This window comes from Aliiroseovarius crassostreae (assembly GCF_025137635.1).
Lineage (GTDB): Bacteria > Pseudomonadota > Alphaproteobacteria > Rhodobacterales > Rhodobacteraceae > Aliiroseovarius > Aliiroseovarius crassostreae.
Window position 1 is genome coordinate 3,007,194 of the sequence record NZ_CP080772.1, and the last position, 23,493, is coordinate 3,030,686.

20 protein-coding genes and 1 tRNA gene are annotated in these 23,493 nt (G+C 58.8%); 7 read left to right on the forward strand and 14 right to left on the reverse strand.

Annotated features, from left to right (window positions below):
- Nucleotides 1–40: 40 nt before the first annotated feature.
- Nucleotides 41–457, reverse strand: coding sequence for a peptidoglycan-binding protein LysM (gene lysM, locus K3J57_RS14420; RefSeq protein ID WP_055191266.1), 417 nt, complete (start codon nt 455–457; stop codon nt 41–43).
- Between the two features lie 161 nt (nt 458–618).
- Here lysM and K3J57_RS14425 point away from each other — a divergent pair, with 161 nt between their 5' ends.
- Nucleotides 619–960, forward strand: coding sequence for a DUF2853 family protein (locus K3J57_RS14425; protein WP_173486159.1), 342 nt, complete (start codon nt 619–621; stop codon nt 958–960).
- A gap of 167 nt (nt 961–1,127) precedes the next feature.
- On the opposite strand, the gene K3J57_RS14430 is transcribed toward K3J57_RS14425, so the two are convergent.
- From K3J57_RS14430 to tsaD, 6 genes are all read right to left on the reverse strand, one after another.
- The gene (locus tag K3J57_RS14430; protein WP_259796441.1) at nt 1,128–1,946 is read right to left on the reverse strand and encodes a cyclase family protein; all 819 of its coding nucleotides are present in this window, start codon (nt 1,944–1,946) and stop codon (nt 1,128–1,130) included.
- 395 nt (nt 1,947–2,341) lie between these two features.
- Nucleotides 2,342–2,737, reverse strand: coding sequence for a DUF1761 domain-containing protein (locus K3J57_RS14435; RefSeq protein WP_259785481.1), 396 nt, complete (start codon nt 2,735–2,737; stop codon nt 2,342–2,344).
- A gap of 42 nt (nt 2,738–2,779) precedes the next feature.
- A complete protein-coding gene (locus tag K3J57_RS14440) occupies nt 2,780–3,199 on the reverse strand; it encodes an EVE domain-containing protein (RefSeq protein WP_259792741.1) in 420 nt (139 codons plus the stop codon).
- Nucleotides 3,199–3,465: a YciI family protein gene (locus tag K3J57_RS14445; RefSeq protein WP_259785482.1), complete on the reverse strand. Its 267-nt coding sequence runs from the start codon at nt 3,463–3,465 to the stop codon at nt 3,199–3,201. The genes K3J57_RS14440 and K3J57_RS14445 overlap by 1 nt, the downstream gene beginning before the upstream one ends.
- Nucleotides 3,466–3,468: 3 nt before the next feature.
- Complete coding sequence (locus K3J57_RS14450; protein WP_259785484.1) at nt 3,469–4,416, reverse strand: NAD(P)H-dependent glycerol-3-phosphate dehydrogenase; 948 nt, start codon at nt 4,414–4,416, stop codon at nt 3,469–3,471.
- On the reverse strand, nt 4,413–5,510 hold the full coding sequence (tsaD, locus tag K3J57_RS14455; protein ID WP_259792754.1) for a tRNA (adenosine(37)-N6)-threonylcarbamoyltransferase complex transferase subunit TsaD: 1,098 nt from the start codon (nt 5,508–5,510) through the stop codon (nt 4,413–4,415). The genes K3J57_RS14450 and tsaD overlap by 4 nt, the downstream gene beginning before the upstream one ends.
- A gap of 99 nt (nt 5,511–5,609) precedes the next feature.
- Here tsaD and K3J57_RS14460 point away from each other — a divergent pair, with 99 nt between their 5' ends.
- The 3 genes from K3J57_RS14460 to K3J57_RS14470 all read left to right on the forward strand — a co-directional run bounded on the left by K3J57_RS14460 (nt 5,610) and on the right by K3J57_RS14470 (nt 9,454).
- Entirely contained in the window at nt 5,610–6,302 is a 693-nt protein-coding gene (locus tag K3J57_RS14460; RefSeq protein WP_259792756.1) for a uroporphyrinogen-III synthase, read from the forward strand.
- Nucleotides 6,303–6,411: 109 nt separating this feature from the next.
- On the forward strand, nt 6,412–7,938 hold the full coding sequence (locus K3J57_RS14465; RefSeq protein ID WP_259792757.1) for a COG4223 family protein: 1,527 nt from the start codon (nt 6,412–6,414) through the stop codon (nt 7,936–7,938).
- A gap of 10 nt (nt 7,939–7,948) precedes the next feature.
- Nucleotides 7,949–9,454, forward strand: a complete 1,506-nt coding sequence (locus K3J57_RS14470; protein ID WP_259792759.1) for a heme biosynthesis protein HemY — start codon at nt 7,949–7,951, stop codon at nt 9,452–9,454.
- Between the two features lie 84 nt (nt 9,455–9,538).
- Here K3J57_RS14470 and K3J57_RS14475 read toward each other — a convergent pair whose 3' ends face one another.
- Nucleotides 9,539–11,923 (reverse strand): thiamine pyrophosphate-binding protein, encoded by a 2,385-nt coding sequence (locus K3J57_RS14475; RefSeq protein ID WP_259796443.1) that lies wholly within the window; start codon nt 11,921–11,923, stop codon nt 9,539–9,541.
- Between the two features lie 139 nt (nt 11,924–12,062).
- Here K3J57_RS14475 and K3J57_RS14480 point away from each other — a divergent pair, with 139 nt between their 5' ends.
- Nucleotides 12,063–12,536 carry an Lrp/AsnC family transcriptional regulator gene (locus K3J57_RS14480; RefSeq protein WP_375542847.1) on the forward strand — a complete coding sequence of 158 codons (474 nt, stop codon included), beginning with the start codon at nt 12,063–12,065 and terminating at the stop codon, nt 12,534–12,536.
- Nucleotides 12,537–12,542: 6 nt separating this feature from the next.
- On the opposite strand, the gene K3J57_RS14485 is transcribed toward K3J57_RS14480, so the two are convergent.
- Nucleotides 12,543–13,745 carry a methionine gamma-lyase gene (locus K3J57_RS14485; protein WP_259796446.1) on the reverse strand — a complete coding sequence of 401 codons (1,203 nt, stop codon included), beginning with the start codon at nt 13,743–13,745 and terminating at the stop codon, nt 12,543–12,545.
- Nucleotides 13,746–13,857: 112 nt separating this feature from the next.
- Here K3J57_RS14485 and K3J57_RS14490 point away from each other — a divergent pair, with 112 nt between their 5' ends.
- Nucleotides 13,858–14,316: an Lrp/AsnC family transcriptional regulator gene (locus K3J57_RS14490; protein WP_259773548.1), complete on the forward strand. Its 459-nt coding sequence runs from the start codon at nt 13,858–13,860 to the stop codon at nt 14,314–14,316.
- 72 nt (nt 14,317–14,388) lie between these two features.
- On the opposite strand, the gene K3J57_RS14495 is transcribed toward K3J57_RS14490, so the two are convergent.
- The 5 genes from K3J57_RS14495 to K3J57_RS14515 all read right to left on the reverse strand — a co-directional run bounded on the left by K3J57_RS14495 (nt 14,389) and on the right by K3J57_RS14515 (nt 21,834).
- Nucleotides 14,389–14,464, reverse strand: a tRNA-Thr gene (locus K3J57_RS14495).
- A gap of 112 nt (nt 14,465–14,576) precedes the next feature.
- Nucleotides 14,577–15,902 (reverse strand): aspartate aminotransferase family protein, encoded by a 1,326-nt coding sequence (locus tag K3J57_RS14500; RefSeq protein ID WP_259796449.1) that lies wholly within the window; start codon nt 15,900–15,902, stop codon nt 14,577–14,579.
- Nucleotides 15,899–16,741 (reverse strand): beta-keto acid cleavage family enzyme, encoded by an 843-nt coding sequence (locus K3J57_RS14505; RefSeq protein ID WP_311196489.1) that lies wholly within the window; start codon nt 16,739–16,741, stop codon nt 15,899–15,901. Before K3J57_RS14505 ends, K3J57_RS14500 begins: the two co-directional genes overlap by 4 nt.
- Nucleotides 16,742–17,038: 297 nt before the next feature.
- A complete protein-coding gene (locus K3J57_RS14510; protein ID WP_259796451.1) occupies nt 17,039–21,013 on the reverse strand; it encodes a hybrid sensor histidine kinase/response regulator transcription factor in 3,975 nt (1,324 codons plus the stop codon).
- 200 nt (nt 21,014–21,213) lie between these two features.
- Nucleotides 21,214–21,834 (reverse strand): TetR/AcrR family transcriptional regulator, encoded by a 621-nt coding sequence (locus K3J57_RS14515; protein WP_259785493.1) that lies wholly within the window; start codon nt 21,832–21,834, stop codon nt 21,214–21,216.
- An 82-nt stretch (nt 21,835–21,916) separates the two neighbouring features.
- On the opposite strand from K3J57_RS14515, the gene K3J57_RS14520 reads away from it, so the two are divergent.
- Nucleotides 21,917–23,488 (forward strand): trimethylamine methyltransferase family protein, encoded by a 1,572-nt coding sequence (locus tag K3J57_RS14520; RefSeq protein ID WP_259785494.1) that lies wholly within the window; start codon nt 21,917–21,919, stop codon nt 23,486–23,488.
- The last annotated feature ends 5 nt before the right edge of the window (nt 23,489–23,493 follow it).

Genomic DNA, 23,493 nt, shown 5'->3' on the forward strand with positions numbered 1-23,493 from the left:
CCGAGCGGGCCGGTCGCGCGTTTCGGATCCTGAGGGCAAATTACTGCGGGATACGCAGGTTTTGACCCGGATAGATCTTGTCAGGATGCGACAGCATCGGACGGTTGGCTTCGAAGATCTTTTGATAATGTGCGCCATTGCCCAGGGTCTTCTCGGCAATTGCCCAAAGCGTGTCCCCTTTTTCGACCGTGTGGAACACCGGCTCGTTCTCAAGCTCCGCTTCCACTTCGGCCACGCCTTCGACGTTTCCGACCGCCAGAATGACTTTTTCGCGGTCTTCCGCGCTCAGGGACTCACCGCCGGATACAGTGACTTTTTCGCCATCAAGTTTGATGTCGAGACCGGATGTGTCGATGCCCAGATCAGCCACTTCCTTGGTCAGGGTTTCCTCGGTTGACGTTTCGTCATCCCCGAACAGCGCTTTACCTGCGCCCTTCACAAAACTCCACAGGCCCATGTTTTCCTCCTTGAAATAACTGGCTTGGGGAAATCTGGCTGAAATTCGCGCAAATTCATAGGGGGAACTGTCAAGCAATGTTTTCCTTTGTGTTGTTGTTTTTTCCGCATAAGGTTTGGGCGAAGAGGCTAAGCTTTTTAACAACTATTAGGAGCGCCATTATGGGTAAGAGAGACGACCTGATTGCCAAATATGCAGAAGACCTGAAGGCAAAATGCGGCCTGACGCCGGATATGGACCTGCTGACCAAAGTAACAATCGGGTGTGGGCCGGCCATCTACAATGACGATGCATCAACCGTCGCTGCCACGCAGGAAAGCGAGTTGGAAACCGTCAAGAACAACTTCCTGATCAAAAAGCTGGGCCTGACCGATGGTCCGCAGCTGATGGATGCGATCAATGCGGTGATTGACACCTATGGGCGTTCTGAGCGCAACAAATACCGCGCCGTGGTCTATTACATGCTGGTCAAGCATTTCGGCAAAGAGTCGGTTTACAGCTAAGAGCACCACATATCACGTTTTCACGCGGTCCAGCAGTTGGGCCGCGTTTTTTGTTTTCTGATCAATGAGGCCCTCCGGCTTAGTGAGGCCCTCGGGCTTAACGAAAGCGAGTAGCCTTAATCGCTAACAAGTCTTTGAACCCGGACAATTTCCCCAAGGCACGAACCTTACAGCATCGCAAAAATTCGGGCTGGCCCGCCTGATCCGCCGCGATGGGTGGGGGCACCAATAACAAGCGTTGCGCCTGCGGGTGGCACCAGATCCAAGTTGGCGATGTTTTCGATGCAGAAACGACCGGCCGGCAACCAAGCGTAGTGCGTGTCGAATGTTGTGGACGCGCCGATATCTATCGACAACGTGTCTGAGGCAAGTGAGGCTGCTTTGGTCTCTTCCAGCAGCATCTGTGTGGCCTCTACGTGAAAACCCGGATAATGCTGGACGCCATTGTCATCGGCTCCTCGATACTTGTCCGTTGCGACATGTGTACCCCAGCCCGAATGCATGGCGACACAGGCACCGTCCGGAATGGGTCCATGTGCAGCAATCCAGGCTTTGATGTCATCAGGTGTCACACTTGTATCAGCGTTTTCAGCGGCCCTCGTGGCGATGTCCACGACACATAAGGGGGCAATAAGTTGAGAAACCGGGATTTCGTTTACCGCAGCGCCGTCCGCCGAGAAGTGAAGAGGTGCGTCGATATGAGTGCCGGTATGTTCGTTCAATGTCAGGCGCGACACGTTAAAACCATGCTCTGCGAAGTTGAACATTGCTTCCGATGATATGCCCGGTGTCCCAAAATATGTCGGAAATTCTTCCGAAAGCTCATAGGTCATATCCTGAACGGATGCGTGTCCTTCAGCCATCGCAGGTGTTGTTTGGGACGCTCCTACAGCTGCGGCAGCACCGAGTGCAGCTGCAGAACTGAAAAAGTTTCTCCGTGAAATCATTCGGTTCTTGACGGAGTTAATAATACATAGATCGCACATGTTATTTCTCCTCTAAAAGACAAGAGTATAACACAAATTGACTGTTTTGAGTGGATCTGGGGTGTCGGCGGGGGTTGGGCGCGGACAGAGCTTTGTGGGAACGTGTTTTCTGGACCATGAACCGGGTCGTGAGATCTGCTGGCGGGTTAACAAACCCTTCGAATAACATGTTGGTTTTGAATAGTTTTGGAAGTGAAACGAGATTGATTTTCTCTTAGAAATTCCGCTAGATGATACATGAAGACCAGGACGGTCGGACCTCTTAGATTTTTGAACACGTGTGGTGCTGAGGGAGCACGTGGGGTGGAAGGAGAGGGTCCGATGGGTCGCGGTCCCTCTCCTTTTTTATGGACCGGCGGAGGCCGGTTTTTTGTTTTGGTGGGGCAGAACAGCCCTCAGAATATGCCGAGGACAAGGCCTGCGACAGCGCATCCACCCGCAGCATACCCGCCATCAAGCCAGATCAGTGCCTTGGATCGATCCGAGAACATCACATTGTTCACGATCCACGGGGCAGCCACAAACAGCCCCAGCCCAAGACCGGTCACCAGACCCTTGCCCGCCCCCTCAATGCCGGCCATCGTAAAGACGTGGCGCATCATGCCCGCGACCAGCAGCGCCATGACAAAGGCGATGATGTAGGGTTTGGGGTCTCTTGCATTCAACGGGCGGCCATCTTCACCAATCGCCACACCGGATGCTGTCACCCAGGGTTTGGCGAGGGCCATGTACCACAGGGCGCCGAAAGCATAGGTTGCCACAGCGGCCACCAGAACGGATAGACTTCCCATCTGCATTTCCTTCCTGTTTGCGTCGTGAAAGGAAGTATGGCCTCAGGGGGTCTCTCCGGCAAGTTCCAGCACGATGGCCCATTCCTCGGGTGTCACGGGCTGGACCGACAGGCGGGTGTTATTGACCAGCACCATGTCAGACAGGCGCAGATCCTCCTTGCACATCGCCAGTGAGACGGGCCTGGGCAGGGTGCGCACCGCTTTGATGTCCACACATTCCCAGCGCGGATCATCCGTTGAGCTGTCAGGATGCGCCTCGGCGCAGACTTCAACAACCCCGACAATGACCTTGTCTTTCTGCGAATGGTAAAAGAACCCGAGATCCCCGATCTTCATGGTCCGCATGTGGTTGCGTGCCTGGTAATTGCGCACACCATCCCATTCTTCGCCCGCGTCCCCCTTGGCAAGCTGCTGGTCCCAACTCCAGGTCGAGACCTCGGATTTGAACAGCCAGTATTGCATCAGATCACCTTGTTCCACTGTTCCAGCCGGACATCGGAAAACAGACCGGCCTTGGCATAGGGGTCATTTGCGGCCCAGGCCCTGGCGGCGTCCATATCTTCGACATCGAGGATGATCAGAGAGCCATACATCATGCCCTCGCCATTCAGAAACGGACCGGCCTGAACTGCGCCGGTTTCTTTCAGATAGGCCACATGGGCGTCACGATTGGCTTTGCGCGTTTCAATTGCGCCTTCCTTATCCGTGCAAATGACTGCCACCAGCATGATTTATTCCTCCTTCAGGGGGCGGGCCAAAAGGGCCTCAACCGCCTCTTTGATTGTTAAATGTTTGTCCAGAACCGCGACGATCATTTCAGCGATCGGCATGTCGATCCCCTGATCACGTGCCAGGGCCGCCACCGCCTTGGCGGTTGCCTTGCCTTCGACCGTTGTGCCTTCCGGAAGGGTTTCTGCCCGCCCAAGTGCAAAGCCAAATGCAAAATTACGTGATTTCTCCGAAGCGCAGGTGAGCGCCAGATCGCCAAATCCGGACAGCCCCGCCAGCGTCTCGGGCAGGGCCCCCTGGGCCACGGCAAACCGTTGCATTTCGGCATAGCCCCGGGTCATCAGGGCCGCGCGCGCGCTTTCACCAAGGCCCGCGCCAATTGCAATTCCACAGGCAATCGCCACAACATTTTTCAACGCGCCACCGATTTCGACGCCGATCAGGTCAGAGGACCGATAGATGCGTAAGTTGCGTGTCGAAAGCGCCTGTTGCAGCGTTTTGCCATTCTCAGTTGCAAGTGTCAGCGCAGTGGGAAGTCCCCCGGCAATATCCACTGCGAAACTGGGGCCGGACAGGATGGCTGGCTGGGCATCAGGGATGTGCTTGCGGATCACCTCAGCCGGTCCCAGCCCGGTTGTAAGATCAATCCCCTTGCAACAGGCCACAAGGGTTTTGCCGGACAGACGCGCCCCATTGTCCTGCAGGAACGCGGACAGTTTTTGCATCGGAACCGCCAGCAGAAGGATCTCTGCTTCTGTGGCCCTGTTCAGGTCTGCCGTGGCCGTTAGCAGCGTGGGAAACTGCACCCCCGGCAAACGGCGTTTGTTCTCGCGGGCCTGTTGCATGTCGGCGGGATCGCGCGCCCATAATGTGACGGGCTGGTTTTCGTTGGCCAAGGATATGGCAAGTGCGGTGCCAAAGGCCCCCGCGCCAAGAACAGAGATGTTCATGCCTTTGCTCCTTTCTTGCCTGATCCCAGCATGGCCGGGGCCGAGCGGTCAAGCGGCCATCGGGGACGGGCGGACAGGGTCATGCCGTCGCTTTTGCCGGAGCGAAACCGTTCCAGACCTGCCCAGGCGATCATTGCCGCATTGTCGGTGCAAAGTGCCAGTGGGGGGGCAAGGAATGTTACGCCAAACGCATCGGAAACAGTCTCTAACCCAGCGCGTAGGGTCTTGTTTGCGGCAACGCCCCCCGCGACGGCAAGTGTGGGCGTGTGGGGGGACAGGGTCATATATTCTTCCATGGCCCGACGTGACTTCTCAACCAGCACGTCCCGCACCGCTGCCTGAAACCCGGCACAAAGATCGGTGCGATCAGTGCGACGCAAACCGCCACATTCGGCCACCAGCCGGTCACGTTCGCGCAAAAGCGCGGTTTTGAGGCCGGAAAAGCTCATATCACATCCCGGTCGATCCAGAAGCGGGCGCGGGAACCGAAAGCGCTTTTCGTCCCCATTCCGTGCTTCGCGTTCGACCGAAGGCCCCCCCGGCTGTGGCAGGGCCAGCAATTTGGCGGTCTTGTCAAAAGCCTCGCCCGGGGCGTCGTCAATTGTGCCGCCGAGGCGGGTGAATTCTTCCGGGCCTTTGACGATCAGAAACTGGCAATGCCCACCCGAAACCAACAGCATCAGATAGGGAAACTGCACATGGTCGGTCAGGCGTGGGGTCAAGGCATGTCCGGCAAGGTGGTTCACGCCGACCAGTGGCAGGCCCGATCCGGCTGCCAGACCTTTTGCACACATCACACCTGCCAGAACGCCCCCAATCAGACCGGGTCCGGCGGTCACTGCAATGGCATCCATCTCTGTAAGGCTCATCCCGGCGTGCCTCAGGGCGTCTTCCACGCACAGGTCGAGTTTTTCGGTATGTGCCCGCGCAGCAATCTCTGGCACAACCCCTCCGAAATCCGCATGAAGCTCGGTCTGTCCCGCCACGACAGAGGCCAGAATTTCGGGCAATGCGCCGGGAACATGTCGGACCACGGCGGCGGCCGTGTCATCGCAAGAGCTTTCCAACCCGAGAAGTGTCAGCGGTTTTGTCATCACGGCATCTTTCCGTTTGCACAGGCTTTTGGCAGGCAGAGTTGCGATAAATCTGGTGTCGGGGTAACACCCTATCAAAGATGAGACAACAGGCCCGCCATGTCGCCAGACCGCTTCGACCTTCCCGTTTTGCTGCTGACACGTCCTGAACCGGGCAATACGCGGGTTTTGGCCGAGTGTGAAGCCGCGTTTGGGGGGGCGATCCCGGCGGTGTTGTCACCGGTTTTGGAGATTGTGCCGGTGGGGCCTTGGCCGGATCTGTCCCGATACGCCTCGGTCCTGCTGACGTCAGTTCATGGCGTGCGCGGGGATCTCTCCGGTAAACGGGCCTATTGTGTCGGGTCGCGCACCGCCCGTGCCGCAGCGGCGGCCGGGGCAAGTGTGGACTGTATCGCTCCAGATGCCGACAGCTTGATGCGGAAAGATTTAAATCCAGATCTTCCAATGGTTTACCTGCGTGGTGCGCATGTTTCGACCGATCTGGCGGCGCATTTTGGATGTGAAGAACAGGTGGTTTATGATCAGGTGCACCGCCCCCTTTCCAAACCCGCTCTGGATCTGTTTGGAGGGGAGCGTCGGGTGATCCTTCCCCTTTTTTCCCCCCGCTCAGCGCGCTTGGTTGCAAAAGAAATACCCAGGGACCGACCCGGTGTGACGGTGATCGCCATGAGTGATGCGGTTGCAAAGGCCTGGCAGGAGGCCAGGAGTGCCCGTGACCTGATTGATATTTGCCCCGCTCCGACACAGGCAGAGATGGTGAGCAGGATTGTCGCATCCCTGCGTAACACTTGATTGCCCTATGCTTGGCAGTAAGGTTGCTTGAGGGTCCGGTGGGCGCGGGCTAATCTGATGAAGCGCGATCCTGCTTCATTTGAAATGTGAGATTCGAGAGGTTCAGACATTGGCCAATTCCCGTAAACCTGCGAAAGGCTCGTCCAAGGCGACGGATGCCAAAGCGGGCAAGACAGTAAAGAAATCCGTCGAAGACGCCGTTGTGATTGAAGAGAAAGCTGCGGAAACGGTCAAATCATCTGCTACACCTGAAAAAACAACCCCATCGGGTCCTTCCAAAGCCCAGACCAAAGCCAAGGCCAAAGCAACCGAGGGGGCGGCTGAAACTCCCGCCAACCCGTCGAAAACTCCGACAAAGCCCCAAGCCAAACCCACCACATCCAGCAAGGAAACATCCTTGAAAAGCGATGATGCCGAAAAGCCGATTGGCGAAAAGGCAGCGGGTGAACGGGTGGCACCGAAACCGGATGAGGCAAAGGACACCACTCAGTCCAAACCCATGGCCAAACCCTCGGCCACCTCCCCTGCCAAAAACACGCCGCAGGCGACCGCTGAAAAGGATGAGAAATCTGCAGCGGAGAAGCCCAAGGCGTCCTCGGATCAGCAGCCCTCGGATCAGCAAAAGACACCTGTTGCCGCTCCGAGCCGCTCCAGCACCGTCCTGCCCTTGCTGTTCGGAGGAGCGATTGCGGCCGTGATCGGGTTCGGCGCAGCGCGCTACCCGGATCAGTGGCCGTTTGTAATGGGACCTGTCGAAGATCCGCTGGCCACCGCCCTGGTGACGCAGGGACAGCGGCTTGAGGCACTGGAAGTGGCAAGCCGCCAACAGGCAGAGACCCTGGCCTCTCTTCAGGCGGATAACAGCCTTGATGTGGCACGGGGAGAGATCTCGGGCGAGTTCGCCCAGCTTCGCACGCAGCTGGAAGCGATGAGCAGCCAACTTTCCGCGCTCGAAAATCGTCTGCACACGGTTGAAAAACTGCCACAGGGATCCGGAATGGAAGCCGCCGCTGCAGCCGCCGCCGCGTATGAGCGGGAACTTCAGCAGATGCGACAGATGCTGGATGCGGAGCTGGCGAAAATCACCGATGCCAGAGCGGATGCAAAAACGCTGGAACAAAACGCCGCCGAAGCCGCCAAGGCAGCGGGCGCGCGGGCCGCGCTTGCGCGTGTGCTGGCGGCGCTGGATACTGGCCGCCCCTTTGGTGATGCGCTGTTTGATCTAAGCCAGCAGGCCGGGATTGAGGCGCCAGTGGCGCTGTCTGAGGTGGCGGAAAAAGGCGTGCCAACGCTGGTGGCGCTGCAATCCGCCTTCCCCGAGGCCGCCCGTGCCGCACTTGATGCCGCGGTCCGGTCGGCTGTCGCCGCAGGTGAGATGGATCGGGTCTCTGCATTCTTCCGCCTTCAATTGGGCACCCGGTCACTATCGCCAAAAGAGGGGGCAGACCCCGACGCGATCCTGTCGCGGGCCGAAGCGGCGTTGAAATCTGGTCAGCTCGAAGCGGCGCTTGCCGAACTTGCGACCATGCCCGAGGCCGGGCAGCCCGCCCTTGGCGATTGGATCGCCGCCGCCACCACCCGCAAGGATGCGCTCACCGCCGGTGATGCGCTCGCCCAGCTCGTGAACAGCAAATAAGGACACGCCGATGCTTTGGTCTCTTTTCAAGATTATCCTTTTCGTCGTGGCGATTGCAGGCCTGACCCTTGGGGCAGGGGCGTTGCTGGAACTTGATGGCGGCATTCAGGTTGCCGTCGCCGGGGTTGAGCTCAACCTTGGTCCGTTGCAGGCGGTGATCCTGTTTGGCGTGCTGATTGTCGTGGTCTGGCTGGTGATTGTCCTTTTCGGATTGCTGCGCGCTGTGCTGCGGTTCCTGAATGGCGATGAAACCGCGATTTCGCGCTACTTTGATCGGTCCCGCGAAAAGAAAGGCTATGAGGCGCTGGCAGATGGCATGATGGCGCTTGCCTCTGGCGAAAGTGCCACCGCGATGGCAAAGGCCAACCGGGCCGAAAAATATCTGCGCCGACCGGAGCTGACCAACCTTCTTACTGCGCAGGCGGCGGAAATGGCCGGGGACAAGCGCAAAGCCACCCAGGTTTACAAAAAGCTGCTGACGGATGAGCGCACCAAGTTTGTCGGCGTGCGTGGGCTGATGAAGCAGAAGCTTGAAGAAGGTGACACAGCCACCGCCATGCGACTTGCCGAAAAGGCGCTGGCGCTGAAGCCGCGCCACGTGGGCACGCAGGATGCTCTGTTGGGGATGCAGGCGGCTGAGGGGGATTGGAGCGGTGCGCGCAAAACCCTGACCACAAAGCTGAAAACCGGAAACCTGCCGCGTGACGTGCATAAGCGACGGGATGCTGTGCTGGCCCTGTCCGAGGCAAAAGATGTGTTGGCTGAGGGCAAAAGCGTCGAGGCCCGTGAGGCAGCGATTGAGGCCAACCGCCTGTCGCCGGACCTTGTGCCCGCAGCTGTCATGGCGGCACGAACCTATGCCGAACAGGGTAAGCCGCGTTACGCCACCCGTGTGCTGACAAAAGCCTGGACCGCCCAGCCCCACCCGGATATTGCCGCCGCCTTTGCCGAGATTGAGCCGGATGAAAGCCCGAAAGCCCGACTGAACCGGTTCCGCGCCCTGACCAAACATCGTGAGGGAGATGCGGAAACGCGGATGCTGGTGGCCGAGTTGAACCTGGCCGCCGGTGACTATGTTGCTGCGCGCAAGGCGCTGGGCAATCTGTCAGAGAATGACCCCACGCAGCGGGTGCTGACCCTTCTGGCCGCGATTGAGCGCGGGGAAGGCGCCGAAGACAAAACCGTGCGCGCCCTTCTGGCCCGTGCGCTGACCGCGCCGCGCGGCCCGCAATGGGTGTGTGACAAATGTAATCACATCCATGCTGACTGGGCACCGGTCTGTGGCAATTGCGGCGGGTTTGACACGCTGTCCTGGAGCAAGGCGCCTGAAACCGAAGGGCAGATGTCCGGCGGTGCGGACATGATGCCATTGATTGTCGGTGAAGATGCGCCGGTCGAGGTGGAGAGGGTGAGCGAGGTTGCCTCTGAACCAGAGGAAACCACACCGGACCTGCCCCTGGAGGGCGAAGTTGTGGCAACGCCCTCTGATCACGTATCAACCGAGAAATCGCATTAAAGCGTTTCGGCGTTCAGCTGAGACAGGGAAAAGGCGCAGGGTCCGGGACCCCGCGCCTTTTCTGTTTTTTGTCGATAGGATTTATCAGGCGGGCTTTACGTATTTTCCCGCCGTCAGCCCATTTACCTTTTCCACGATGGCAGCGGCATCAATGCCGTGGTGGCGGTAAAGATCGCCAATCGTGCCGGTCTGGCCGAAATGCTCGACTCCCATCGGGATGGTCTGGTGTCCGGCGACCGACCCAAGCCAGGACAGGGTTGCAGGGTGGCCATCAATTGCGGTGATGATTTTGCAATGCGGGGGCAAATTGGACATGAGTGTTTCGATATGGGACTGGGCCGCATGGTTGCCGCGCGACCGAGCGCGCTGGGCGGCGGTCCAGCCTGCGTTCAACCGGTCGGCAGATGTCACCGCAAGCACGCCGATATCCCTGCGGGTTTCGCCGATCAAGCCGGCTGCCTTGATCACTTCGGGCGCAACCGCCCCCTGATAGGCCAGCACCACATCGCAGTTCGGACCCGGCTTGCGCAGCCAATAGGCCCCGTCGATCGCGCCTTGTCGGAACGCCTCGTCCACCCGCTTGCCGGGCTGCTCAATAGGGTTTGTGGTCAGGCGCAGATAGACCGCCCCGCCTGTTTCATCCCTGAGCCAGGTGCGTTCATCGGGATCGCCCTCGCCATCACGTTGAACATAGTCAAAGCCCCATTGCATGATCACGGCAAGCTCATCGGCGAAGGCGGGTTCGAAACTGGCCAGCCCGTCCTGAGACATGCCGATCAGCGGTGACCCAACCGACTGGTGCGCGCCGCCTTCCGGGGCCAGCGTCACACCCGAAGGGGTGCCGACCAGAATGAAACGCGCATCCTGATAGCAGGCGTAATTCAACGCATCGAGGCCACGCGCCACAAACGGATCATAGACCGTGCCAATCGGGATAAGGCGTTTGCCAAACAGTGAATGCGACAGGCCAGCCGCCCCCAGAAGCAACATCAGGTTCATTTCGGCAATGCCCAGCTCGATATGCTGACCGTCAGGGGTGAACTCCCACTTGGCGGTTGAGGGGATGCGGTTTTCGATGAAGGCGTCGGCCTGTGCACTGCGGGCAAACAGCTTGCGGCGGTTTACCCAGGGGCCAAGGTTGGTGGTGCCGGTAACGTCGGGGGATGTGGTGACGATCCGGTCGGCCAGCAGGCTGTCCCCTTTGGACAGATCGTCAAGGATCTTGCCGAACGCCATCTGGGTTGAGATCTCGCGCGAGGAGTCGATCCCGATGGAAGGCACAGGCAGTTTGTCGTCGTGATAGCGACGCATCCCTTTTGCGAAAAAGGGAATGTTTGACAGGAACTGACGCAGCTCTTCCGGTTGGGCGACCGTTGCAAATGGCTCCCACTCCTCCCCTTTGGCCACCCCCATGTGCTTTTGCCATGCCTCGAACTGGGTGTTGTTCATCAACCCGCCGTGATTGTCCTTATGACCCGCAATCGGCGTGCCCCAGCCCTTGATTGTATAGGCAAGGAAACAGGTGGGGCGGTCGTGGTCGATGGCGGCAAATGTGTTGGCCATTGTCTCAACACAGTTGCCACCGAGGTTTTCCATCAGCGCGGCAAGCTCTTCGTCGCTGCGCCGGTCAATCAAGGCGGTGACATCCCCCTGATCGCCAAGATCGTCCATCAGCCGCTTGCGCCAGACCGCGCCGCCCATAAAGGTCAGGGCCGAATATTCCTGGTTGGGGCAGGCATCAATCCAATCCCGCAGCTTGTCGCCGCCGGGTTCGTCAAAGGCCGCACGCTGTAACGCGCCATGCTTGACCCGCACCACGTCCCAGCCGAAGGCGTCAAAGATCTTTTCGATCCGTTCAAACAACCCCTCGCGCACAATCCCGTCCAGAGACTGGCGGTTATAATCAATGATCCACCAGGTGTTGCGCAGGTCGTTTTTCCACCCTTCCTGCAGGGCCTCATAGATATTGCCCTCATCCAGTTCCGCGTCGCCCACCAGCGCCACCATGCGGCCCATCGGGGCGTCCTTACCCCAGGATTTCGCGGTGATGTAATCCTGAATGATCGACGCGAAAGAGGTGATCGCCACGCCAAGACCAACAGAACCGGTGGAGAAATCCACATCATCAATATCCTTGGTGCGGCTGGGGTAACTTTGCACCCCGCCAAAGCCGCGGAAGTTCTCCATCTTCTCACGGGTCTGGTTGCCCATCAGATATTGCATCGCGTGGAAAATGGGGGAGGCATGGGGTTTCACCGCCACCCGATCCTCAGGTTTCAGGGTCGAGAAATAAAGCGCTGTCATGATCGACACCATCGACGCGGAAGAGGCCTGATGCCCGCCAACCTTGATCCCGTCCGCCTTGGGGCGGATGTGATTTGCATGGTGAATCATCCAGTGGGACAGCCACAAAAGGCGCTGTTCAATGGTTTTGAGCTGCTGAATACGCGCTGATGTTTGCTCGGTCATAGCGTGGTCCTTTGGTCTTGGCCTGAGCCACATGCGTTGGATGGGGTGGTCTCAGGATAACAGGGTTGCTTTGAAGCGTCCCGGCGATTTAGGGTTCAATTTCCACCGATCATGGCGGAAATCACTAAGTTCAGGAGCCATCGTGGCAGATACCGTTCAGCTTGACCCGTTTGACATTCAGATCCTGCGTCGGCTGAGTGCCGATGGCCGCATCTCGGTTCAGGATCTGAGCGACGGGATCGGCCTCAGCCCGACCCCCACCGCCCGCCGGGTCCGGCGGTTGGAGCAGGTCGGGATCATTACTGGTTACGGTGCCCGGATCGACGAAGCCGCGCTTGGGTTCGATGTCTCGGTCTTTGTTTCGGTCCAGCTGGACAAGCAGATCGATGAGGCGCTGGTGAAGTTCGAGACCGCCATTGCCAGCTTTCCCGAGGTGGTGGATTGCTGGCTGATGACCGGCGACCGCGACTACCTGATGCGGGTCGCGACCACCGGATTGCGCGATTTCGAGGCTTTCCTGGTGGGGCGCCTGACCAAGGTTGAGGGCGTGGCGTCGATCCAGTCCTCGATCCCGATCAGGCAGGTCAAGGCTGGCTATGCGCGCACGCCTTAACCCGGATTACTCCGCCGCCTGCATCACGGCTGGTGGCAGGGCCTGATCCAGATCCGCCAGGATGTCCGCGACCTCTTCCAGACCAACCGATAGTCGGATGAGCCCGTCCGAGATGTCATGCTCAGCGCGTTCTTCCGGCGTATAGGTCGAATGGGTCATCGAGGCCGGGTGCTGGATCAGCGTTTCGGCATCGCCCAGAGAGACGGCGCGCTGGATCATTTTCAGCCCGTTCATAAAGGCAATCCCCCCGGTCATGCCGCCGTCAATCTCAAAGGCGATCATCGCGCCGGGTTGCGCCATCTGGCGACAGGCGAGCTCATGTTGGGCAAAGCTTTCCAGCCCTGGGAAATGCACAGTGCGGACGGCCGGATGCGCCTCAAGATACGCCGCCACAACCTGCGCCGACGCGCAGTGACGTTCCATCCGCAGCGCCAGTGTTTTCAATCCACGCAGGATCAGCATGGCGTTGAACGGCGCCATCACGGCCCCGGTCATGTCCTTCATGCCGACCAGACGGATCTCGGTGATCTGTTCCAGCGTCCCCACGACCAGCCCGGCCACCACGTCGCCATGCCCACCGAGGTATTTTGTCGCCGAGTGCAGCACGATATCGGCGCCCATTTCGATTGGGCGGGTCAGGAAGGGGGTGGCATAGGTGTTGTCGACCACCACGCTGGCCCCGCTGGCATGGGCGATCTCTGACATCGCGGCGATATCCACGAGGCGCATGTTCGGGTTGGCCGGGGTTTCGAAATAGACGACGCGGGTCTGCTCCGAGATCGCGGCGCGCAGGTTTTCCGGGTCGGTCATGTCCACATGGGTGATTGTCACCCCCCATTTCGCCAGCCCGTGCTGCATGAAGGCGAAGGTGCAGCCGTAAAGTGTCTTGTCCACGATCACCTCGTCTCCGGGTGACAGCAGGGTCCAGAGCACGGCGGTGATGGCCCCCATACCCGAGGACAGGGCCAGACCGGCCTCGGCCCCTTCCAGTGTGGCAATGCGTTGTTCCAGCAGGTCACAGGTCGGGTTTGAAATCCGGCTGTAGATATGTCCCTGGCGCTCACCGGCAAACATCTCCCCTCCGGCTTCCGCTGTTTCGAAGGCGAAGGTTGAGGTCAGATGAAGCGGCGGGGTCAGAGCACCGTCATTTTCTTGCGGGTCATAAGCGTGGTGGATGGCGCGGGTGGCAAAGCCGGGGGTGTTGATCATGATTGGCTCCTCTCTGGGTTGGAGCTATAATGCGCCTGTTTTACAGGCAATGGATTGCCAATATTGCTAACTAAGGACATAATATTGGCATTATCTGCCAATGAGAGGGTGTATGGACCGTAAAGATAGACAAATCATTCGGGCCCTTCAGCGTGATGGGCGAATGACCAATCAGGATCTGGCGGAAAAGGTCAACCTGTCGCCTTCCCCCTGTTTGCGTCGGGTGCGCAACCTTGAGGCCAGCGGTGTGATCCAGGGGTATAGCGCCGATGTGGATGCCTCGGCCTACGGGTTGGCAATCACGGTTTTTGTACGGGTACGATTGGAGCGTCACAACGAGGCGGACGTGCAGAATTTCGAAAAGCGGGTGCGGTTGATCGACGAAGTTCTGGAATGCCACGTGATGACCGGGGCGATGGATTATCAGCTGCGGGTGCTGGTGCCGGATCTGCAGGCCTATGAAGATTTTATCCGCAACCGCATCCACCCGATCGGCGGGATCGCCTCGATTGATACGAGTTTTGTTTACGGGACGGTGAAAAAGACTGCAGTGTTCCCGGATATTTCCTGACCGCTCCAAACCGTTTGTGCGGCGCTTGTGCCACGCAGCAAGGGGCGTTCGGGATTGGAATGTTTGGAAAACTGGTGCCTCAAGAGGGACTCGAACCCCCGACCTTGTCCTTACGAAGGACCTGCTCTACCAGCTGAGCTATTGAGGCTGCCGGGGTTCGTTTAACCGCTTGATCGGCGTTGCGCAAGGCGCAAAACCATTCCCGGTCAATCGAACCCACTTTTGTATTTCACCGGTGGGAGACGGTTTCCGGTTTAGGTTTACAGCACCGTGGCAAGGGCTGTCGCAAGTTTGTCGACCAGTTCGTCAATCTGCTCTTCCGTAATGATAAAGGGCGGGGCGAGCAGGATGTGGTCGCCATGTTTCCCGTCACGGGTGCCGGACATCGGGTAACAGATCAATCCAGCGGCAAAGGCCGCTTTCTTGATTTTGCCTGCCACACCCATTGCCGGATCAAACGGGGTTTTCGTGTCACGGTCGGCGACCAGTTCAAGGCCACGGAACAATCCGCGCCCCCGGATGTCGCCCACATTTGGGTGTTGTCCAAAGCGTGCCTCCAAGGCGGCTTGCAGCTTGTCGCCCATTGCGGCCGCGCGCGCGGGCAGGTCACGGCTGGTCAGCTCTGTCACCACCGCCAGGGCCGCCGCGGTGGCGACCGGATGGCCCAGATAGGTGTGCCCGTGCTGGAAAAACCCTGATCCGTTCTCGATTGCGGCATATATCTTGTCGGTGCAGAGCATCGCTCCGATTGGCTGATACCCGGCCCCCAGCCCCTTGGCGATGCACAGGATATCCGGGGCGATGCCGTCATGGTCGCAGGCAAACAGATGTCCGGTACGCCCCATGCCACACATCACCTCATCCAGGATCAGCAGCACACCATATTGATCACAGATCTCGCGGATGCGTTTGTAATACCCGTCCACGGAGGGAACCGCGCCCAGCGTGGCGCCGACCACCGGTTCGGCCATGAACGCCATCACGCTATCTGGCCCAAGACGCAGAATTTCACTCTCAAGCTCGTTGGCGACACGCTGCCCATAGTCAAAGCTGCTTTCGTCGTCATTCCGGCCCACATATTCATAACAGGGCGCAATATGGCTCATCTCAACCAGAAGCGGGGCGAACTGGGCGCGGCGCCATTCATTGCCCCCCGCAGACAAGGCGCCCAACGTGTTGCCGTGATAGCTTTGTTTGCGGGCAATGACCCGGCGCCGTTCCGGCTGACCGATTTCAAGGAAATACTGCCGGGCCAGCTTGATTGCACTTTCGGTGGCTTCTGACCCGCCGGACACGAAATAGACCCGATCGAGAGCGCCGGGGGCGTGCTGGATCAGCAGCCTTGCCAATGCCTCGGCGGGTTCTGAGGTCATGAAGCCGGAATGGGCAAAGGCGATTTTCTCCACCTGCTCCTGAACCGCCTTGATCACCGCCGGGTTTGAATGCCCCAGACAGGACACGGCGGCGTCGCCGCAATCCAGGTATTTCTGACCTTTGTCGTCAATCAGATAAGCCCCGTCCCCCGCCATGGCGGTGGGAAGGGTGACTTTGGTGTGGCGGGGAAATACGTGGCTTTTCTGGCTCATGCCACATCTCCTTTCAGGCGGGATATCAGGGCGGCAACCGATGCTGCGTTGTCAGCCCAGGGGGTGTCGTGTTCGTCGGTCAGCCCATTTTCAAAACCCACCCGAAGGTCGCCGCCAAGATGGGCGGCACGGGTGAGACAGGCATGTTCCTGCGGGCCAAATGCGCAGACCATCCAGGGGTCTTTGGGTGTGCCATTTGTCAGAAACGGTTCCAGATCAGCAGGGCGCGAGATTTGCCCGGTTGCATAGCGTCCCAGCACCAAAAGGCGGTCAACCTGCCCGGCGCGCACAATTCCCTGTGTCTGCCAATGCGCCAGCAATGCCGCATCGTCGGTATCATAGAGGATATGCTGAACACGTGTGCCTTGCGCTGCACATGTCCCATAGACCTGTTCTGCAAGGCTGGGATCGCGGGAAATTTCGCGCACGGAAATCGACGCCCATTCTGGCGCAACCTGTTTCAGGCAGGCCAGTTGGGTCGCAACATCAAACAGGCCCGCAGCCTCGGTGGTGATCTGGATATCAAGTCCGGGGGCTGCGTCCTTAATCGCCGCGATTGTCTCAAGATAACGTCCCGCATCCAGAGAGTGGGTGCCGTCCCCCTCCCTGACATGCAGGTGAACGCCATTTGCCCCAACCGCGTGACAGGCAGCAGAGGTGGCAACTATCTCATCCAATGTGACGGGAAGGGCAGGGTGATCGCTGTGGGTGCGACGGGCACCATTTGGGGCAACCAGAATATAGGGATGTGCCATGTCAATCCTAGCATCTTGTGCATGGGGCTTGCTTTGCTTGTGGAAATCCACAAGCTGCTGATCCTTGATTTCGACATCAAGCATGGTGTCACTGGCTTTGTCCAGATGCTGTTTTCAGGCGCGAAAACGTTTCGACTTTCACCTGAGACAGGGAAGTGCCGCTCGAGATTAAATACCGTGGCAGGAGAATTTCCCTGGACCCGAATAGGAAATCTTTTAGGGGTCCAGGGCAGATGGTGCTCAAATACTCCGGGTCACTCACACCCCGGAAGCTCTTTCGCGATCAATGCCCATCATGCGAGTGGGCAAGTCCATCCCCAATTGGCAAACCGCCGATACGGTATAGGTAGGTCATGGTGGCCGACGGTGAAAGCGTTCAACTCATGGATGTTTAACATCAGGCGCGTTGCGTTTCTTTTCTGGCGCGGATTGTTGCGTTTCTCCGTCGCCACCCTTCTTGAACTCGCTGGGTTGCATCCCCCAGATCTGGCGGAAACGGCGCGCAAAACTGGAGGGGTGGGTGTAGCCACAGGCCTGATACACCTCTTTGACCGCCATGCCCCTGCGCAGCAGGGTGGCGGCGTGTTCAACCCGGCGCTGGGACAGAAGCTGAGAAAAACTTTGCCCGAACAGGAGGGTCAGCTTGCGTTGCAAACTCCGTTTGCTGAGGGCACAAAGCCGCGCCAGATCATCCACGGAAAAATCTGGCTGATCAAGGTGAGCGACCAGGTGGGCTTCGATCTGGCCCCGCAATCTTTCGTCGGCGGGCGCAAGTTCGACATTCTCAAGTGGCGCATCATGTTGTGTGTGTTGCGCGCGCACATGCGTGCGGATTGCATCGTAATTGTTCAGCCGCAGACGTATCCGCGCGATCAGGGTTTCGATATCGAAGGGTTTGGTCAGATAATCATCGGCACTGACCGACAGACCCTCGCGCATCGAATGGTCCCCTGACAGCGCGGTCAGAAACAGCACCTGAATATGGGATGTCTCCGGGCATTCCTTGATCTCGCGGATCAGGTCAAACCCACTGCCATCGGGCAGCATGACGTCGCAGATAATAAGGTGAAGGGGGTATTTCTGCACCATGCGGCGGGCGGTGCTGCAGGAGGCTGCGCTGTGTATTTTACCCAGCTCCCCAAGGGCACCCGTCAGGTAATGGCGCAGCTCGCGGTCATCCTCAACGATCAGGATCTGAGGCTGCGTTTCGCTGTCTGGGCCATCTGAGTTACGAGCCTGCGTATGCAATGGGCGATTATGGCGCGCAGGAAACCGAAGGGTGATTGTCGCCGGATCAGGCACCACATGGATATCAGCGCCGCTGCGCTGCACCAGTGCGCCCACAATTTCACCGCCACGGGTTGGCACGTTCTGATCTTCTGGCAGGTGCCCCTGAAGGGTTCTGATAAACTCCTCAGGCAGGCTTGATGTATTGCTGACCTTCATCTTCAATACCTGGTTTTCAAGGGCAATCTGCACCTCAATTGCGCCCCCTCTTGGCGTATGCCGGATTGCATTTGACAGGAGGTTGTGGGTGATCAGCTCAAGCGCCTCCAGGTCAACTGTGGCGACCCCCAGATTGCCCAGCCCTGTCTGAAAGCGAACGCCGTGCAGGGCGGCACTGTCTTGGTAAAGGGACAGGATCGGCTCGATCACCCCATCCAGATTGGCAATGACATGCTGGCTGGGATCGGTCCTGTTCTGCCTGCTTCCTTCTGACATCTCTTCGCTCAGCTGCGTCAGCCGGGCCACGGCGCGGGTGACCAGCGTCAGGAGTTTCTGGTTCTGCGGGCTGAGCTTGGCGGTTTTCTCGATGCTCTGCAGGGGGGCTTTGATCAATGAGATCGGGGTGCGGATTTCATGGGCAGCACGGGCGTAAAACTGCGCCCGGTCCTTGTCGGCGGCAACCAGTTTGCGGGTTTTCTCCTGCACCATGGCTTCCAGAACGGATGTGCGTTGCTGAAGGGCCCGGTTGCGCAGCCATGGGATGAACAGGATTGCGGGAACCAAGAGCAGTAAATATGCCACCCACGCATACCAGCGCAGGTAAAGGGGGGCTGATACTGAAAAGCTCAGAACCTGTTCCGGCCCTGTGACATTGCCGGCGCTGATCCCCTGAAAACGCAGATCATAAGAGCCGGGCTGAAGGTTTTCACGGCGCAGTTTGTGCACAGAGCCTGTGGCCTCCTGCCACTGGGTATCCACCGGATCCAGGCGCCAGCGCAGCCGGTTGGCAACAGGGTCGGTGTAATGCGCCACCGTAATCGCCATATCAAGCGTGGCGGGCGAGACCCTTTCATAATTTGGAGCTGGGGTGACCTGCCTGCCCTGTTCGTCAAGTTGGATGTAACTGACACGTGGCGGCATATGATTGGACTGCAACATGTCGGGGTGAAACAGAGACAGACCATTCACACCGCCAACCGCCAGGGTGCCATCGCGCAGCGCGGTATAGGCGTTGAAATTGAACTCGGCCCCTTGCAGCCCATCGCGGCTTTTGTAAACCGCAATGTCTCCGTCGCTCGGGGAATACCGGGCCAGCCCATTGTTGGTGGTGATCCAGATCTGCCCCTGCTGGTCGGGCAGAAGGCTGTAGATGGTCTCGTTCGGCAACCCATCCGCGCGCCCGATGCGGTCCAGACGCTCCATGTCCTTTGACAGGATGGTTATGCCAGCCTGGGTGCCAACCAGCATGCGCCCATCGGGCAGGCAATAGATCGCCCGCACGTCATTGTCATCGAAATAGGCCGCCCCCGAAAAGGTTTGCGTCTCACCGGTTTCCGGGTTGAACCGGGTCAGGCCTCCGCTGGTGCCGATCCAGATATTGCCCTCTGGGCCCTCGTAAAGGCCGCGGGTGCGGCTGTGGGGCAGGGCGCCATTGTCTTTGTGGAGGTGGCGGATCGTTTGCAGGTTTTCGTCCAGCGTGAAAACGCCAGAATGGGTGCCGACCCAGATCTGTCCGTGCTGATCTTGCAGCAAAAGCCGGATGAACCGGTCATGGAACAGCGCGTTTCCGCCCTCTTCCGACACTGGGGTCAGGGTTTTTGTGCGCCAGTCATAAAGGTGCAAACCGCGGCGGCGAAGGGCGAGCAGCAGGTGATCCCCCAGTGGCAGGATGGCGCGCACATCCTGGTCGCCCTTGCCCAGATCCACGCGTTCAAACCGCTTTTCGTCCCGGATCAGCCGGTCGAGCCCCTTTTTGGACCCAACCCAAAGTGACTTCCCCACCCCCTCGGTCATGGACCAGATCGTGGCAGAGACGGGGCCCGAATCTCCCTCGGAATAGGCGAAATAGGTTTCAAACGGATCCGGGTATTGCGACAGGTTGCTGACGCCGCGGTCATAGGTTCCCGCCCAGATGCGACCCATTTTCCCGGCGGTCAGGGCAATGACAGTGTCGCTTCCAAGGCGAAGGGGCTGACCCGGATGTGCCCGGTAATTGACGGTGTCTCCGGTGACAGGATCATGCACGAAGATGCCATGTGACCAGGTGCCAAACCAAAGACGCCCATCCTGCCCCTGGCTGATGCTTTCCACATCATTGTCGGGCAGATCGATCGGTTGGCTAACCGTCAGGCTGGACGGGTCCAGAAGGTTCAGCCCCCCCTCTTCGGTGCCGATCCAGATCTGGTCCTGATCATCTGCGAACAGGGCCATGATCCGATCACCGCTCAGGTCGGAATTGTCCCGGCGAATGGGGCGAATATTGTCGCCCGCATCATCAATCAGAAGCAATCCCCGAGCCTGTGTGCCCACCAGCAGGCGACCGTCCTTAAGATGCAAAAGGCGCAGGGCCGCATTGGGGTCGATGACGTCTTCCGCGTCAATCACCGGAAGCATTCCCGGAGGAGGGGCGGCCTTCAGCGCCGCGTTGACCCGATCCGGCGGCAGTTTCACAACACCCGCCCCGGTGGTGACCCATACGGCGCCATCCGGTTCGAACGCAAAGTCATAGGTGTCATTCAGCAGGGTGGTTTGGGCAGCGCCATCCGGGGCGCGAAACCCGGTTAGAAACTCCGCAGATTGCGAGTAGACGCTGACGCCACCGCCCAATGTTGCAACCCAGATACGCCCCTGAAGATCCTCTTTCAGCCCAAAGATATAGTTTGTCTGCAAGCCATGATTGGGGGTTTCGCTGCGATATAAATAGCTGAACCGGGCACCGTCGAAAATGCTGATCCCGTCCCCGGTGGCAAACCACATCCGGCCATCATGCGCCGGGTAGATCGCGTGGACGGTGCTTTGCGACAGGCCATCATCAATGGTCAGCTGGCGCGCCATTTTCGGAGTGTCCCCCAGCGCCGCTTGGCAAAGCCCGAGGGTGAGAAACCAGATCCCCAGTATCAGTTCCCGCATCGCGTCCCCCCGTTGCCTGCCCCGTTTGTCTGCCCTGTTTGTTTGGCCCGTTTGTTTATCCTGTCCGTCAGCCATCACCCCATAGCGCCTTGGGGTTGATCTTAGCTTTGTGACGGGGAAAAGCCATCTTTTCCCTGTATTCCTCATCATGTGCTCGTAGGAGGGAAAAAACGGTGGCGCAATTGCTCAAAAGGTTAGGGTCAGGTTGGGAAATACTTGGATTTGAAGCGGGCGAATTCACGTTCAGAGGGTTTTTTATCCGTATATACCTCTACATAGTCCGGCATGAGATTGATGCGCTCTTCAAGGGCCTCGCTGACCTGCATCGAAATATAGCCGATCTGGGTATATAGCACCGTCATGCTGCGCACCTCGGCCTGCTTGTCGGAAAATCCGAACCGGCGATACATATCGGCAATGGCGCGGGCGCGCAGGCGGTCTGAGTGTTCGATCTTGCGTTGCAGGTCGGGGTCATTGCGGGCCCAGTTGCGGATTGCCAGATCCAGCCGGGAATCGAACAGGTCCGCGTCCAGCCAACACTCGAACAGGTTCAGCATCGCTTCGGTGATCGTGTCGGCATAGGCTTCGGTCTGCCGGATCAGGTTGCCGGTATTTTTTGCGTCCCACCGGGCGATCATCGCGTCCAGCAGCGCCTCGCGATCCTTGAAATACCAATAGAACCCGGACCGTGTAAGTCCCAGTTTTTTCGAGAGAACACCAACTTTTACGGCCTCCACACCACTTTCGGTCAGGACCTCATATGCGGCGGATAGCCAGGCATTTTCTGCCCCCTGGCGCTTGGAGCTTTCCAACTTTGTCATGATTCAAGTTTAGTATTTCTTGACACAAGTGTCAATTTTAATGACGCTACTGTCTATACACCTTTGCGAATGGGAGGACGCCATGGTTGATCAGAGCGCAGCACCGGTGCGAAGCCGGCGGCGAAAACGTGGTGCGGGCGAAATACGCAGCGGCCAACCCGGCCAGAATCCGCATCTTGAGGTGCCCTTCATCACGCGGGGCATCCCGACCTATGACCTTCTGGAAGAGGGGGCGCTGGTCGAGATTGAACAGACCGCAGAGCGTATCCTGTCAGAGATCGGCATCGAGTTTCGTGAAGACCCGGACACGGTAGAGATGTTCCGCCGGGCCGGGGCCGAGGTGACAGAGCTTACCGCAGAGAGCTGGAACCTGAAATTCGCACCGGGCATGGTCCGCCAGATCCTGTCCACCGCGCCGTCCAAATTCACCCAGCACGCGCGCAACCCGAAAAACAATGTCGAGATCGGTGGGCGGTCGATGGTTTTTGCGCCCTCTTATGGATCGCCTTTCGTCATGGATCTGGACAAGGGGCGGCGCTATGGCACGATCGAGGATTTTCAGAACCTGATCAAGCTGGGGCAAAGCTCGCCCTGGCTGCATCATTCCGGTGGCACGATCTGTGAACCCACCGATATCGCGGTGAACAAACGCCATCTGGATATGGTCTATAGCCATATCAAATTCTCCGACCGGCCGTTTCTGGGATCAATCACCGCGCCCGAGCGGGCCGAAGACAGCATCGAGATGACCCGTATCCTGTTTGGCTCTGATTACGTGGATCAGAACTGTGTGATCATGGGGAATTTCAACACCACCTCACCGATGGTGATGGATGGGGTCACAACGCAGGGCATCCGGGCCTATGCGCGGGCGGGGCAGGGGTCCATCCACCTGCCCTTCCTTCTGGGGGGCGCGGTCAGCCCGCTGACCATGGCGGGGTCGATTGCGCAATGCCTGGCGGAAACCATGGTGTCGGCGGCCCTTACGCAATTGGAGCGGCCGGGCGCGCCTGCGATCCTTGGCAGTTTCCTCAGCTCGATGTCGCTCCGTTCTGGCTCCCCCACATTTGGAACGCCGGAGCCGGCACTGGGGTCACTGGTGATGGGGCAACTGGCGCGACGCCTGAACATGCCGCTGCGCTGCGCGGGCAATTTCTCGACCTCGAAATTGCCGGATGCGCAGGCAATGCAGCAATCCATGATGTCCATGATGTCGGCTGTGCAATGCGGGGCCAATTTCATCCTGCATTCGGCGGGCTTTCTGGATGGGCTTTTGTCGATGTCATACGAGAAATTCGTGATGGACACCGATATGTGTGGTGCGCTGCACGCCTACCTGAACGGGATTGCGGTCAACGAGGACACGCTTGGATTTGAGGCGCTGGCCGAAGGCGGGCCGGGGGCGCATCTGTTCTCAACCGCCCACACCCTGCGCCATTATCAGACCGCCTATTATGACAGTGCGCTGGATGACAACCAGCCGTGGGAAACATGGGATGAACAGGGCGGCATTGATGCTGCGACCCGCGCCAACCAGCGTTGGAAACAGCTGTTGAACGACTACGAAGCGCCGCCCTTGGACGACGCCGTGAACGACGCGCTGTGTGACTTCATGGCGCGCAAAAAGGCCGCGATGGCCGACATGTGGTATTGAGGAGA

Excerpts from the sequence above, each read along its gene's own strand:
- lysM (WP_055191266.1), bottom strand. The coding sequence starts at position 457 with ATGGGCCTGTGGAGTTTTGTGAAGGGCGCAGGTAAAGCGCTGTTCGGG.
- K3J57_RS14425 (WP_173486159.1), top strand. The coding sequence starts at position 619 with ATGGGTAAGAGAGACGACCTGATTGCCAAATATGCAGAAGACCTGAAG.
- K3J57_RS14430 (WP_259796441.1), bottom strand. The coding sequence starts at position 1,946 with ATGTGCGATCTATGTATTATTAACTCCGTCAAGAACCGAATGATTTCA.
- K3J57_RS14435 (WP_259785481.1), bottom strand. The coding sequence starts at position 2,737 with ATGGGAAGTCTATCCGTTCTGGTGGCCGCTGTGGCAACCTATGCTTTC.
- K3J57_RS14440 (WP_259792741.1), bottom strand. The coding sequence starts at position 3,199 with ATGCAATACTGGCTGTTCAAATCCGAGGTCTCGACCTGGAGTTGGGAC.
- K3J57_RS14445 (WP_259785482.1), bottom strand. The coding sequence starts at position 3,465 with ATGCTGGTGGCAGTCATTTGCACGGATAAGGAAGGCGCAATTGAAACG.
- K3J57_RS14450 (WP_259785484.1), bottom strand. The coding sequence starts at position 4,416 with ATGAACATCTCTGTTCTTGGCGCGGGGGCCTTTGGCACCGCACTTGCC.
- tsaD (WP_259792754.1), bottom strand. The coding sequence starts at position 5,510 with ATGACAAAACCGCTGACACTTCTCGGGTTGGAAAGCTCTTGCGATGAC.
- K3J57_RS14460 (WP_259792756.1), top strand. The coding sequence starts at position 5,610 with ATGTCGCCAGACCGCTTCGACCTTCCCGTTTTGCTGCTGACACGTCCT.
- K3J57_RS14470 (WP_259792759.1), top strand. The coding sequence starts at position 7,949 with ATGCTTTGGTCTCTTTTCAAGATTATCCTTTTCGTCGTGGCGATTGCA.
- K3J57_RS14475 (WP_259796443.1), bottom strand. The coding sequence starts at position 11,923 with ATGACCGAGCAAACATCAGCGCGTATTCAGCAGCTCAAAACCATTGAA.
- K3J57_RS14485 (WP_259796446.1), bottom strand. The coding sequence starts at position 13,745 with ATGATCAACACCCCCGGCTTTGCCACCCGCGCCATCCACCACGCTTAT.
- K3J57_RS14490 (WP_259773548.1), top strand. The coding sequence starts at position 13,858 with ATGGACCGTAAAGATAGACAAATCATTCGGGCCCTTCAGCGTGATGGG.
- K3J57_RS14500 (WP_259796449.1), bottom strand. The coding sequence starts at position 15,902 with ATGAGCCAGAAAAGCCACGTATTTCCCCGCCACACCAAAGTCACCCTT.
- K3J57_RS14505 (WP_311196489.1), bottom strand. The coding sequence starts at position 16,741 with ATGCTTGATGTCGAAATCAAGGATCAGCAGCTTGTGGATTTCCACAAG.
- K3J57_RS14510 (WP_259796451.1), bottom strand. The coding sequence starts at position 21,013 with ATGCGGGAACTGATACTGGGGATCTGGTTTCTCACCCTCGGGCTTTGC.
- K3J57_RS14515 (WP_259785493.1), bottom strand. The coding sequence starts at position 21,834 with ATGACAAAGTTGGAAAGCTCCAAGCGCCAGGGGGCAGAAAATGCCTGG.
- K3J57_RS14520 (WP_259785494.1), top strand. The coding sequence starts at position 21,917 with ATGGTTGATCAGAGCGCAGCACCGGTGCGAAGCCGGCGGCGAAAACGT.